The sequence below is a fragment of the Bacteroides zhangwenhongii genome, assembly GCF_009193325.2.
GTDB classification, from domain to species: domain Bacteria; phylum Bacteroidota; class Bacteroidia; order Bacteroidales; family Bacteroidaceae; genus Bacteroides; species Bacteroides zhangwenhongii.
Window position 1 is genome coordinate 4,581,564 of record NZ_CP059856.1, and the last position, 13,879, is coordinate 4,595,442.

At 41.3% G+C, this 13,879-nt stretch carries 8 protein-coding genes and 1 pseudogene; 7 read left to right on the plus strand and 2 right to left on the minus strand.

What is annotated here, in order from left to right; translation table 11 throughout:
- Positions 1 to 2: 2 nt before the first annotated feature.
- Together GD630_RS18230 and GD630_RS18235 are read right to left on the minus strand one after the other, a co-directional pair.
- Positions 3 to 689, minus strand: a complete 687-nt coding sequence (locus GD630_RS18230; RefSeq protein ID WP_007758853.1) for a potassium channel family protein — start codon at positions 687 to 689, stop codon at positions 3 to 5.
- A gap of 4 nt (positions 690 to 693) precedes the next feature.
- Positions 694 to 2,523, minus strand: a complete 1,830-nt coding sequence (locus tag GD630_RS18235) for a TrkH family potassium uptake protein (RefSeq protein ID WP_143868571.1) — start codon at positions 2,521 to 2,523, stop codon at positions 694 to 696.
- A gap of 131 nt (positions 2,524 to 2,654) precedes the next feature.
- Here GD630_RS18235 and GD630_RS18240 point away from each other — a divergent pair, with 131 nt between their 5' ends.
- From GD630_RS18240 to GD630_RS18270, 7 genes and pseudogenes are all read left to right on the plus strand, one after another.
- Complete coding sequence (locus tag GD630_RS18240) at positions 2,655 to 4,025, plus strand: TrpB-like pyridoxal phosphate-dependent enzyme (RefSeq protein ID WP_143868573.1); 1,371 nt, start codon at positions 2,655 to 2,657, stop codon at positions 4,023 to 4,025.
- 223 nt (positions 4,026 to 4,248) lie between these two features.
- A complete protein-coding gene (locus GD630_RS18245) occupies positions 4,249 to 4,983 on the plus strand; it encodes an anti-sigma factor antagonist (RefSeq protein WP_229092467.1) in 735 nt (244 codons plus the stop codon).
- A gap of 10 nt (positions 4,984 to 4,993) precedes the next feature.
- Positions 4,994 to 5,941 carry an ABC transporter substrate-binding protein gene (locus GD630_RS18250; RefSeq protein ID WP_143868577.1) on the plus strand — a complete coding sequence of 316 codons (948 nt, stop codon included), beginning with the start codon at positions 4,994 to 4,996 and terminating at the stop codon, positions 5,939 to 5,941.
- A gap of 12 nt (positions 5,942 to 5,953) precedes the next feature.
- Positions 5,954 to 7,885: a SpoIIE family protein phosphatase gene (locus tag GD630_RS18255; RefSeq protein WP_143868579.1), complete on the plus strand. Its 1,932-nt coding sequence runs from the start codon at positions 5,954 to 5,956 to the stop codon at positions 7,883 to 7,885.
- 9 nt (positions 7,886 to 7,894) lie between these two features.
- A complete protein-coding gene (locus tag GD630_RS18260) occupies positions 7,895 to 8,302 on the plus strand; it encodes an ATP-binding protein (RefSeq protein ID WP_143868581.1) in 408 nt (135 codons plus the stop codon).
- Between the two features lie 99 nt (positions 8,303 to 8,401).
- Positions 8,402 to 12,463 carry a hybrid sensor histidine kinase/response regulator transcription factor gene (locus GD630_RS18265; RefSeq protein WP_143868583.1) on the plus strand — a complete coding sequence of 1,354 codons (4,062 nt, stop codon included), beginning with the start codon at positions 8,402 to 8,404 and terminating at the stop codon, positions 12,461 to 12,463.
- Between the two features lie 24 nt (positions 12,464 to 12,487).
- Positions 12,488 to 13,396, plus strand: a pseudogene (locus GD630_RS18270) (ATP-binding protein); the annotation flags it as partial.
- Between the last annotated feature and the right edge of the window lie 483 nt (positions 13,397 to 13,879).

The window sequence follows — 13,879 nt, forward strand, 5'->3', positions numbered from 1 at the left end:
TATCAGATAGCTTTCCAGAAAGCCTGGAAATCACGGTATTTACCGTAACAAACCAATTCGTCCCCCTCATTTACTTTCTCATCCTCCGGCAAATTGTTTTTCACATGAAGCTCTGTCAGGGAGATCCCCAAACAATTGGTTATTTTATCCGCACGTTTCAGCCCGATAAGTTTTAAATGAAACTCTCCATCCAGATTCAGTTCATTCACAAAATATCCCACAAACTTCTTCGGTACGGTAAACTTCACTACATAATATTCCGAGTCAATACGGAAGCCCTCCATATTTGTCCCGAAGTCAAGTAATTGCACCAAGTTACGTGCAGCATCTTCTTCCGGAGTCAGAATCTTCTCCAAGTTGAAAGCCTCCAATACCGCCTTATGCACGCCGTCAATTGCACGGGCATAAATACGGGCTACTTTCTTCTGTTTCAGCAGGGCCACTACCCGCACAGACGCACCGAAGTTTTCGCCAATCGCCACAATCACCACATCCACACTATTCAGCGGAAGTACCGACAAAGATTGTTCGTCCGTCGCGTCAATTACAAAAGCAGTAGCCACCTTATCTTTGATTGCGTCCACACGGCTTTCGCTGATATCCGCACCAATAATTTCATGTCCCAATGCAGACAACTCTTCTGCCAACACATGACCATAATTCCCTAAACCAATAATAATATACTTCATATCTTTAGTTTATGATGATGTTATCACTCGGATAACGGTATTTTGTATTCTTTTTCTGTTTCACAATTCCAAGCATTAATGTGATCAAGCCCACGCGACCGATAAACATCAATAACGCTACCAATAATTTGCTTGCATCACACAAACTCGGAGTCAGATTCAAGCTGGAGCCTACCGTGCTAAGCGCCGAAACACATTCGAACGTCAATGCCATCAACGATGCTTGCGGTTCGAGCATACTCAAGATAAAAATAAAAAGAAATAGTACACTCAATGACATAACCACTGTCGCATTGGAACGCCGGATAGAATCATGAGACAACTCCCTACCAAACACCTCGACACGCTCCGTACCGCGCAACACAGCTACGAGATTGAGAACGACTACCGCAAAGGCATTCACTTTGACACCACCGGCAGTAGACTGCGCCCCACCTCCAATCCACATCAACACCAGATAAACCAACAACGTCTGTACACTCAGAGAGGCCAAATCGACACTGCTGAAACCGGCGGTTCGCGGACAAGTGGCATTAAAGAATGCCTGCGTCCATTTATCCGCAACAGGCATCCCCGCAAACGAAGCATTCCATTCGAAAGCGGCAATCGCCAATGTACCGATTACCAAAAGCAGCAAAGTCATTATCAACACAATCTTCGTATTCAAATTATAAAGATGATGCACCTTGTGCCTTTCCAACTTACGGGTACGGATAAACCTCCAGAAATGACGTAGATGATATAGAACGATATCCTTGAAGTTAACCAAAATAGGGAAACCGATCCCACCCAGAATAATCAAAAAGGAAACAGAGACAAACAACCAGTTATGATTGGTCATCACCATCGGATTCCCCAAATTGCCGGAAAGCGTAGAGAACCCGGCATTACAGAAAGCCGAAATGGAATGAAAAGCAGCAAAAGCCAGTTCCTCATCCAGATTCATCCCCAACGTACCATGAATACTGAACCAGATAGAGACCATGCCGATTCCTTCAATCACCAATGTAAAGCCCAATATATATAATAAGGTAGACAACAAAGAACCCAATGAATTGGAACTGACCATATCCCGGACAACCAACTGATTATAAAGAGAGGTATTTCCCATAAAGAACATCGCAAAGAAACTCGTTAATGTCATCACTCCCAAACCACCGATTTGAATCAGCAAGATTATGACAACGAGCCCTCCTGTCGTAAATGTAGTCGATACATCCACCGGTACTAGCCCCGTCACACACACCGCACTCGTAGCCGTAAACAGCGAATCAACCCAAGTAATGCCATTCACCGTACACTTTGGCAACATCAATAATCCCGTGCCAATAAGAATAATAGCCAGAAAACTGACTGCCAATATCAAAGACGGGTTGGTACGCCGTCCCAACAGACGTACCAATCCGTTTGACAGATTCAATAAAGAAAAGACCAGCAATAATATCAAATGGTAAAATTTGCCATCCAAGAACTCCCAGAACTGCAAGATAGCTCCTTCCTCCTCCGGACGATGGAAAATGACAGGTATCAAAGTCAGGTACAACAACCCGCTCAATATCCAGGCCAATTTCCGATATTGCTTTTTAGTGCTCCTATATTCAAGCGAAATATGCAACGTTACATCAATCAGAAAGATGATCCATACAGCCTTATACAGAACTTGTATTTTCGCAATCTCATCTACCGACAACGGAAAGCCGTGTTCATAAATCACTCCGACAATTAGCGCAAGAGACGCTAAATAAGTTAAAGCCTCCACTAAGCCCAGTATAATTCGTATATAAGGTTTTAGCAGTTTGTTCTGATATAACAGGAATTTATGATAAATCTTCATATCATATTTTTTATAACGTCGTGCAAACTTAACTAAAATAACAATCGAAACCGATTCTTTGTTGACAAATTTATCTGAATATTAAAAATTTTGCCTACTTTTGGCAGCAGATAATTAAAAACCACAATATTATGAGTGACAAAAGAAAACGGTATATCCTACCAGAAGAAGAAATTCCACATTACTGGTACAACATTCAGGCTGATATGGTAAACAAGCCAATGCCACCGTTGCACCCGAAAACTAAACAACCACTGAAAGCAGAAGATCTCTATCCTATCTTTGCGGAAGAGTTATGCCGCCAGGAATTGAATCAGACCGACGCTTGGATTGAAATACCGGAGGAAGTACGCGAAATGTACAAATATTATCGCAGCACACCGTTAGTCCGTGCATACGGATTGGAAAAAGCACTCGGTACTCCGGCTCATATCTATTTCAAAAACGAAAGTGTAAGTCCCATCGGTTCTCATAAATTGAATTCCGCATTGGCACAGGCATACTATTGCAAGCAGGAAGGCGTAACCAATATCACTACCGAAACAGGTGCCGGACAATGGGGAGCAGCTCTTTCTTATGCGGCAAAAGTATTCGGTTTGGAAGCAGCCGTTTATCAAGTAAAGATCAGTTATGAACAAAAGCCCTACCGTCGTAGCATCATGCAAACGTTTGGAGCACAGGTTACTCCTTCTCCATCCATGTCTACCCGTGCCGGTAAAGATATTCTGACCGCTCACCCCAACTATCAAGGCTCATTAGGAACAGCAATTTCCGAAGCTATCGAATTGGCACAAATGACTCCCAACTGTAAGTACACGCTTGGGTCGGTACTTAGCCACGTCACCCTTCACCAGACAATCATCGGTCTGGAAGCCGAAAAACAAATGGAGATGGCAGGTGAATACCCGGATGTCGTGATCGGATGTTTCGGAGGAGGCTCCAACTTTGGCGGTATCTCTTTCCCGTTCATGCGTCATAACATACTGGAAGGAAAGAAAACCCGCTTTGTGGCAGCCGAACCCGCCTCATGCCCTAAACTGACACGTGGTAAATTCCAATACGACTTCGGTGACGAAGCCGGATATACTCCGCTCCTTCCGATGTTTACATTAGGGCATAATTTCGCTCCGGCACATATCCATGCCGGTGGTCTTCGTTATCATGGCGCAGGTGTGATCGTGTCACAATTGCTCAAAGACAAATTGATGGAAGCGGTAGATATCCAACAGTTGGAATCATTCGAAGCCGGCTGCCTGTTCGCACAAGCAGAAGGTATCATTCCGGCTCCCGAATCCTGCCACGCCATTGCAGCTGCTATTCGTGAAGCCAACCAATGTAAGGAAACAGGAGAAGAGAAAGTTATCCTGTTCAACCTTTCCGGACACGGACTGATCGATATGGCTTCATACGACAAGTATCTGGCAGGTGATTTGGTCAACTATTCATTGACGGATGAAGATATCCAGAAAAATCTGGATGAGATCGGAAATCTAGAAAAGTAATCTTTCTCATTTCCAGAGCAAATAATAGTGAAAACCCGGGCAGTAATTGCACCGGGTTTTTTCTGTTTTTATGTTAAATCAGTTTAAATACATCCTATTCTTTCTATTTTCGTTCAACGCAGGGAATATTTCAAGCTGATTGATTTCCTATTTTTAAATAAAGCTGTACTTTTGTTGAAGCATTCAATCAAACAATATTTTTATGACACGCTACTTAAAAAACATGGAAAAAGAAATCATCATTGACAATCAGCTAGATGAAGTTACAAGAATCGCCCAATTTATAGAAGAATTAGGAATGTCATTGCACTTGCCGGCAAGTATCACTATGAGTATCAACCTCGCTATCGAAGAAGCTGTAACCAATATCATCCGCTATGGTTATCCGCCCAATAAAGAGAGTGAAATCATATTACGGACTTCCGTAGCTCCCGGTATGCTGACTACCCGAATCATTGATGACGGCATTTCATTCGACCCGACAGAAAAAGAAGCAACCACCAGCACACAATCACTTGATCAACACCTGACACAAGGACTGGGACTCTTTTTAATCCGGCGTACCATGGACAAAGTAGAGTATCATTCAACTAATAATCACAATGAGCTGATTCTGACTAAAAATATTGATATGAATTTCGAACCGGAAGCTACTTTAAAAACAAACATATGCAAAATAGAGGAAGTGACCATATTGACTGTCGAAGGACGACTCGACACAGCTAATTCAAATACATTCAACACAATCATACAACCTCTCTTAAATATGGAAAATCCCGATATCATTGTCAACTGTGAAGCCCTGTCATTCATCAGCAGTTCCGGTTTGCGAAGCATGATTACATTACAAAAAAGCGTGACACAGCACAATGGCCAACTTGTGCTGGAAGCAATGAAACCCGAAATCCGCAAGATATTTGATATGACAGGATGTTCCAATCTTTTTACCATACGCTAACCGCATAGGTATGAGAGCCATCCACATCCTTATTGGTATCCTGTTATCCGTATGGCTGATGACAGATACAGCGAACGCACAGTCCATAACTTTGATACCAAAGTGGACAGCTCAAGCACAATTTGCAGGTTATTATGTAGCCGAAAAAATGGGTTTCTACAAAGAAGAAGGACTCGATGTACATATCAAGCACCCGTCCCATTCCGAAAACTCATTTCTCTACCTTAAAGAAGATGCGCCACAAGCGGTTATCACTAACCTATCACAAGCTTTGATAGCGTATCAGAAAGGCAACCGAGTTGTGAATATCATGCAAACATCACAAGAAAACAGCCTGATATTAGTCAGTCATTCACCATTGAAAGGGATTTCATCCTTGCAACACAAAGATATTGCCGTATGGAATCATCTCAGCCAGGAACTACTAGACCAGGTTGCAAACAAATATCTACTTCACGTAAACTGGATACGCTTTAACAATGGTATCAATCTCTTTCTCTCAAATGCAGTAGATATTTGTATGGTAGGAAGTTATAACGAATTCCCGCAACTTACGGAATGCGGGATGGAGATAGACTCCACACATATAATGCGTTTTGCCGATTATGGATACAATCTGCCTGAGGACGGGCTTTATGTCACCGAGAAGTATTATCAGGAACATCCGGAAACGGTGCAAAAGTTAGTCCGCGCCTGCATTCGCGGATGGAACTGGACTTACGAGCACCGTGAAGAAGCGCTCGATATCGTAATGGAACAAGTTCGTCATTACAATATAGGAACCAACCGCTATCACCAGCGTAAAATGCTGGATGAAATACTACGGTTGCAAACTGATAAAAACGGCCGGCGTCCCTATCGGTTGAGCCGTGAGGGATTCGACACGGCAATGGATATTTTATTGCCGGAGAATACCGGAGAAACAAATACCCTTCAATATGAGAACTTTGTAAAATAACCGCACTATTACATGACACACACATACTCCCGTTCTTTTGCAACCCAGCTCAGTATCTACATACTGTCGTTCACGCTGATTGTCTTTGCCACAATCATGGGATTGTTCTATAAATACAGCCATGAGAAAGTGACGAATTACGCCATTGAACGTACCCATGGACTATTAAGCAATATCGCAACAGAAATCACCAATCAATTGGGTTCTGTAGAGACTACCATCAACCAGTCCGTCTGGATATTGGAGGAAAACATACATCAACCGGACTCCTTACATTATATCATTACTTCCATCATTAAAAATAATCCCCTCATTGTAGGAAGCGGCATAGCTTTCATTCCGGATTATTATAAAGAAAAGGGGAAATATTTCATGCCCTATGTCTCATTCAGCAGTAATAAGATTACCTATCAGATATTAGGTAGCCCAAATTATGATTATCCATGTATGGACTGGTATCTCATTCCCAAAATGCTGAAACAGGATTATTGGAGTGAGCCCTATTATGATGACGGAGGAGGGAACATCATTATGAGTACTTATTCCAAACCTTTATATAACAATCAAGGTGAATTGTACGCCATCTTTATCGCCAGCATATCCCTTTCACAGTTTACCGACAACATAAGTCTGATGAAGCCCTATCCTACCAGCTACACCTACTTACTTAGCCGCAACGGAAGTTTCCTGACTCATGAAGACAGAAGTAAGATTCTGAATGAAACCGTATTCGCAGAATCATTTGCAACGGATAATCGGGCACAGGAACAAATTGGGCACGATATGCTGGCAGGACAAACCGGAACAATGCGGTTCAACAATTTAGGAACGGATTCATATGCTTTCTATACCGCTATCCCAGAGACCGGATGGTCTGTATGTACAGTCTGTCCGAGCCGGATTATCCTTCAGGAGCTGGATAGCACTTCCCGAAAAATCATTTATACTTTCCTGATCGGCATACTAATACTGTTCATAATTGTATATAGTATTATCCGACGACTGGTACGCCCATTGGAACAGTTCTCCCAATCGGCCCGTGAAATTGCTACCGGAAGATTTGATGTAACTTTACCACAGGTCTATTCCAAGGATGAAATCAAGGATTTGCACGATTCTCTGGCTTATATGCAAAAATCCCTGTCTGCTTACGTAAGTGAATTAAAAGAAACGACAGCCCACAAAGAACGGATCGAAAGTGAGCTTTCCATAGCTAGAGAAATACAGATGGGAATGATACCCAAGATCTTCCCGCCTTACCCCGACCGTAACGACGTGGACTTACATGCTATCTTACATCCCGCCAAAGAAGTGGGAGGCGATCTTTATGACTTCTATATGGATGGCAACCGACTCTACTTCCTGATAGGAGATGTATCGGGAAAAGGCGTGCCGGCTTCCCTATTCATGGCTATCACCCGTAGCCTATTCCGCACCCTGTCCCATCAAGTAGATTCACCGGCCAAAATCGTCACAGAGATGAACAACTCAATCTCTAACAGTAACGAATCCAATATGTTTGTGACACTAATTGTCGGAATTCTTGACTTATCAACAGGCAAAATGAAAATCTGCAATGCCGGTCATAATCCTCCCATACTCATACATCCGGACAAGCACGTATCATTCTTGGAGTTTCCGACTCAGATATTCGTAGGAGTCATTGATAGCTCTACATATACGGACACAGAAATTACCTTAGAAAAAGGAAGTAAGTTATTCCTTTATACAGATGGAGTTACAGAAGCTGAGAATGCGGAGAAGGAGCTTTATGGTGATGAAAAATTACAGAAAGTTTTATCTGATAATGCCTCTTCGGATGTGCGCACTATCGTCGATGTCATTGTCACCTCCATCGCAGACCATGTGCAAGAAGCTGAAGCCAGTGATGACCTGACTATCTTACTCATTCAATACGAACCCGAATATAAAATCATTAACTAATACATCATTATGGAAAAAGAAATAACAATCTCGAACAATCTAAACGAAATAACTGTTTTAGCCAGTTTTATAGAAGAAGTAGGCGAAGAACTTTCTCTGTCTGTAGAAACAACCATGAATATCAATCTGGCTCTAGAAGAAGCTGTTGCCAATATCATCATGTATGCCTATCCTCCACAAGAGCAGCATGCCATTTTGCTAAAAGTAACGGCTACCGAAAAACAACTGATATTCCTTCTGACGGATAAAGGAGCCTCTTTCGACCCCACACAAGTGGAAGATGTGGATATTACACTTCCTATTGAAGAACGTCCTATCGGGGGATTGGGTATTTTCCTGATTCGAAGCATTATGAATGAAATATCCTACCAACGCATCGATAACGAAAATCGACTAATAATGAAGAAAGATATTTAACATTATCCGGAAAAGGTTGCATTGTTTTCCGGATAAAACGATGGGGCATATTAAAGATTTTATTATCTTTGGTGCCATTATTAATCTTATGACCTAATAATGAGCAACCTTAAAAATATAGTCATTTGCCTGCTATTTCTGTATTTAGGTACCCATTCCGCTTTTTCGGAAATTCCGGAACCTATCAACTTTTCTTATATCTCTATCAATGAAGGATTGTCACAAAGCACTGTATTCGCCATTGATCAGGACAAACGGGGCAATATGTGGTTTGCCACTTATGATGGGGTAAACAAATATGATGGATACGCATTCACAGTTTACCAACACAATGAAGATGATCCTAACAGCATTGCCAATGACATTTCAAGAATTGTCAAGACCGATAGTCAGGGACGGGTTTGGATAGGAACACGAGACGGTCTATCTTATTATGATGAAGAAAAAGACCAATTCAAGAACTTTTTCTATGAAAAAAAAGGCAAACGGCAACAGGTCAACGGCATCGCAGAAATCTCTCCTGAGCAATTGTTGGTAAGCACACAGGAAGGTCTGATCATGTTCGACAGCCAAGAATCCAAGTTTGTAGAAGATGCTTTCAGCACTGCCATGCACAAAATCATAGCTTCCGCTCTTTACCGGCATGGCGACATAATCTATATCGGTACGATGGAAGACGGGCTTTACAGTTATTCCGTCACTCAAAAAAATCTGGAGAAAGTGACTCCTATATTGGATACCAAGCGGATTCAGGCTATTTTACAGCAATCTCCCACCCGAATATGGATAGCTACCGAAGGGGCAGGCTTATTATTGCTCAATCCGAAAACTAAAGAACTAAAGACATACCTCCATTCCTCCTCCGATCCGAAAAGTATAAGTTCCAATTACATACGTTCTCTGGCATTGGATTCACAAAACCGTCTATGGATAGGAACTTTCAATGATTTGAATATTTATCACGAAGCCAGTGACTCGTTCGTCTCATATAGCAGCAGTCCGGTAGAAAGCGGCAGCCTTTCGCAACGTTCCGTCCGAAGTATTTTTATGGATTCACAGGGAGGAATGTGGCTTGGCACCTACTTTGGCGGTCTCAACTATTACCATCCCATCCGAAACCGATTCAAGAATATACAGCGCATCCCATATAAGAACTCGTTGAGTGACAATGTAGTAAGCTGTATTGTAGAAGACAAGGACAAGAATCTGTGGATAGGAACCAATGACGGCGGATTAAATCTATACAACACCAAGACACAACATTTCACCCATTACGCCTTGCAAGAAAACGAGCGTGAAATCGGTATCGGTTCCAACAATATCAAAGCTGTATATGTGGATGAAGAAAAATCATTGGTATATATAGGTACACACGCCGGAGGATTGAACGTCCTCCACCGTAACAGTGGACGGATGGAAAGTTTCAATCAGCTGAACAGCCAGCTTGTCAATGAGAATGTATATGCCATCCTTCCCGACAAAGACGGTAATCTCTTATTGGGAACACTCAGCGCTTTAGTCCGTTTCAATCCGAAAGAACGCAGTTTTACAACCATAGAAAAAGAGAAAGACGGCACGCCTTTCACTCCCCAACGAATCACAATCTTATTCAGGGATTCCCACAAACGACTTTGGATTGGCGGCGAAGAGGGTATATCAGTCTTTCAACAGGAAGGACCGGAAATACAAGAAGTTACGATACTACCTGAATCATCAGTTACAAAGTTATTTACCAATTGCATTTACGAGGCTTCCAATGGTATTATTTGGATAGGCACACGTGAAGGAGTCTATTGCTTTAATGAGGAAGAAAAAACAATCAAACGATACACTACAATTAATGGACTGCCCAATAATGTGGTCTACGGCATACTGGAAGATACTTTCGGACGACTTTGGCTGAGTACCAATCGTGGTATTTCCTGTTTCAATCCGGAAACGGAAAAGTTCCGTAACTTTACAGAATCGGATGGATTACAAAGTAATCAATTCAACTCTTCCTCCTACTGCCGCACTGCCAACGGGCAAATGTACTTTGGTGGTATCAATGGTATCACTACTTTCCGTCCGGAGTTGTTGCTGGACAATCCATACACTCCACCGGTAGTAATAACCAAGCTACAGCTATTTAATAAAACGGTCCGCCCGGACGATGAAACAGGCATATTGACTAAAAACATCAGTGAAACTGAAAGTATCACACTGAAATCCTGGCAAACAGCTTTCACCATTGAGTTCGTCGTATCCAATTATATTTCAGGACAACATAATACTTTCGCTTACAAGCTGGAAGGATACGATAAAGAATGGTATTATCTGACAGATAAACGTAGTGTTTCCTACTCTAATCTGCCACAAGGGACTTATCATTTCATGGTAAAAGCCGCCAATAGTGACGGTAAATGGAACACTATCCCAACTGTACTCGAGATTATCGTACTTCCGATATGGTATAAAACATGGTGGGCTATTCTTCTTTTCCTAGCCACTTTTATCGGCTTCATCACTTTCGTTTTTCGTTTCTTCTGGATGCGCAAAAGCATGGAAGCTGAACTGGAAATAGAACGCAGGGACAAAGAACATCAGGAGGAAATCAACCAAATGAAAATGCGTTTCTTCATCAATATCTCCCATGAACTTCGTACCCCATTGACTCTTATCCTGGCTCCTCTGCAGGATATCATCAATAAGATAAGCGATCGTTGGACACGAAACCAATTAGAATATATCCAACGAAACGCTAATCGTCTGCTACACCTTGTCAATCAGTTGATGGATTATCGCCGTGCCGAACTCGGAGTATTCGAATTGAAAGCCAAGAAAGCGAACGCTTACCAACTGATACAAGAAAATTTCTTGTTTTATGATAAACTGGCACGCCACAAAAAGATAACTTATACTCTCCACTCCGATCTGGAAGATAAAGAGGTACTTTTTGATCCTAATTATCTGGAATTGATAGTAAACAACCTGCTTTCGAATGCTTTCAAATATACAGAAAGCGGCCAAAGCATTACTGTCACGTTGAAGGAAGAAAATAATTATCTGGTGTTGCAAGTCAGTGATACCGGTATCGGTATTCCTATCAATAAACAGGGAAAAATATTCGAGCGTTTCTACCAGATCGAAAGTGAACATGTAGGAAGTGGTATCGGACTTTCATTGATACAACGTCTGGTCGAACTACATCACGGACATATCGAACTGGATAGCGAAGAAGGAAAAGGAAGTACGTTCTCCGTCTATCTGCCACAGGACATAAGTATCTACAAGCCCTCCGAACTGGCTGCCAACGGCAATAAGAGCGAGGAGGAACAGGTATATTCCACCAATTCCAAAGAAATGTATTTCATCGACACGGAAAAGGTGGAGAATGAAGCTATAGAATCCGGTGACAAAAAGCGAGGAACCATTCTCATCGTAGAAGACAACAATGAAATCCGGCACTATCTAAGTAGCGGGCTTGCCGAACTGTTCAATATATTAGAGGCAGGAAATGGTGAAGAAGCATTGGAGAAACTGAAAGGAAATGAGGTAGATATTATCGTGACTGATGTGATGATGCCCGTTATGGATGGTATCAAGTTATGCAAAAATGTGAAACAGAACATTCCGACCTGTCACATTCCGGTAATTATGTTATCAGCCAAAAGCGAAATAAAAGACCAGATGGAAGGTCTGCAAATGGGTGCGGACGACTACATCCCCAAACCTTTCTCTCTTTCGATCCTGACCACGAAGATACAAAATATGATGCGTACACGCAGACGTATGCTTGAACGTTATTCCAAGTCTTTGGAAGTAGAACCCGAAAAGATCACGTTTAATGCCATGGACGAGGCTTTGCTTAAACGTGCCGTAAGTATTGTAGAAAAGAATATGGACAATATCGAGTTCTCCACCGATGAGTTTGCCAGAGAAATGAACATGAGCCGCTCCAACTTGCACTTGAAACTGAAAGCGATTACCGGTGAATCCACGATCGACTTTATACGTAAGATTCGTTTCAACGAAGCTGCCAAACTATTGAAAGACGGACGTTATACCGTAGCGGAAGTCAGTACAATGGTGGGATTCAATACCCCGTCTTACTTTGCTACAAGTTTCAAGAAATATTTTGGATACCTACCGACAGAATATATTAAGAGGACAAAAGGATAAGTCCAAATCCAAAAAAATGCTCGAAAAAAGAAAATTATCATCATTGATGAAGCACAACGTATCGAAAATATAGGATTACGCTTAAAACTAATCACCGACCAAATAAATGGAATACAATTGATTGCCACAGGAAGTTCCTCGTTCGACTTAGCCAATAAAGTAAATGAGCCTCTTACCGGAAGAAAATGGGAATATAAAATGTACCCTCTTTCTTTTCAAGAAATGGTCAATCATCATGGTTTACTGGATGAAAAACGTCTGTTACCACACCGCTTGGTTTTTGGCTATTATCCGGATGTAGTTACACATCCCGGTTCGGAAAGTGAAATTCTGAAGTTACTATCAGACAGCTACCTATATAAAGATATTTTAGATTGGGAACACATCAAAAAGGCAGACAAGATTGTAAAACTCCTTCAAGCACTGGCTTTTCAAATAGGCTCTGAAGTCTCTTATAATGAATTAGGACAATTATGTGATCTTGATCCGAAAACAGTAGAACGCTATGTTATATTGCTCGAACAATCATATATAATCTTCCGTTTAGGTTCATTCAGCCGTAATCTCAGGAATGAACTAAAAAGCAGCCGAAAAATATATTTCTATGATAATGGAATACGTAACGCTGTAATCGCCAACTTTTCGTTAGCAGAAACCCGTTCAGATATAGGAGCTTTATTTGAGAATTTCCTTGTTTCAGAACGAATCAAATATCTTCAATATCACCATTTATGGCATAACACATGGTTTTGGCGTACAACTGCCATGCAGGAAATAGACTTGATAGAAGAAGGAAATGGAAAGTTAATGACTTATGAATTCAAGTGGAATCCCAAACGTTCTGCCAAATTTCCAAGAGCATTTTCTGAGAATTATCCGGGAGCTACTTTTACAGTAATAACTCCGGAGAATATAGAAGAATTTTTATTGTAAAACAGCAATATGAACCTCTCTTTCATCGCCTGTGACATTTTTGTAGTTATTCTAAGTATTATAGGGGGAAATACAAAAATGTTGCAGTCCTCATTATCAAAGGTTTAAGTCCAAAAACAAGGGTAAAATAGAATAAGTTTACAAAAAACAACAGGATGTTTTCGCTTTTTTCCAAGAGAAAAGTGCATTTTTTCTTTAATGCATTACAGTTGTGTAACCGATAAGTTACACTTGTCTTTCCATGTGGTTACACAACAGCAACCGGTCGATTACTCAACTCCAACTCATTAACTCTATTAGACGAACTTATCAAAAGACCAAGATGTTTTGCATAATATAAGTAGACGAGATTATTAACACTACAGCACAATTCTACAAAATGCTACGGCCTTTTCCACGTATCAAACAGGAACATTGCACAAAATTGAAATACTATTCAATAAAATTATCCATAATCAGGCTACTTTACTCCATATATTTGCA

Coding starts and splice junctions, on each gene's coding strand:
- GD630_RS18230 (WP_007758853.1), bottom strand. CDS start 689: ATGAAGTATATTATTATTGGTTTAGGGAATTATGGTCATGTGTTGGCA.
- GD630_RS18235 (WP_143868571.1), bottom strand. CDS start 2,523: ATGAAGATTTATCATAAATTCCTGTTATATCAGAACAAACTGCTAAAA.
- GD630_RS18240 (WP_143868573.1), top strand. CDS start 2,655: ATGAGTGACAAAAGAAAACGGTATATCCTACCAGAAGAAGAAATTCCA.
- GD630_RS18245 (WP_229092467.1), top strand. CDS start 4,249: ATGGAAAAAGAAATCATCATTGACAATCAGCTAGATGAAGTTACAAGA.
- GD630_RS18250 (WP_143868577.1), top strand. CDS start 4,994: ATGAGAGCCATCCACATCCTTATTGGTATCCTGTTATCCGTATGGCTG.
- GD630_RS18255 (WP_143868579.1), top strand. CDS start 5,954: ATGACACACACATACTCCCGTTCTTTTGCAACCCAGCTCAGTATCTAC.
- GD630_RS18260 (WP_143868581.1), top strand. CDS start 7,895: ATGGAAAAAGAAATAACAATCTCGAACAATCTAAACGAAATAACTGTT.
- GD630_RS18265 (WP_143868583.1), top strand. CDS start 8,402: ATGAGCAACCTTAAAAATATAGTCATTTGCCTGCTATTTCTGTATTTA.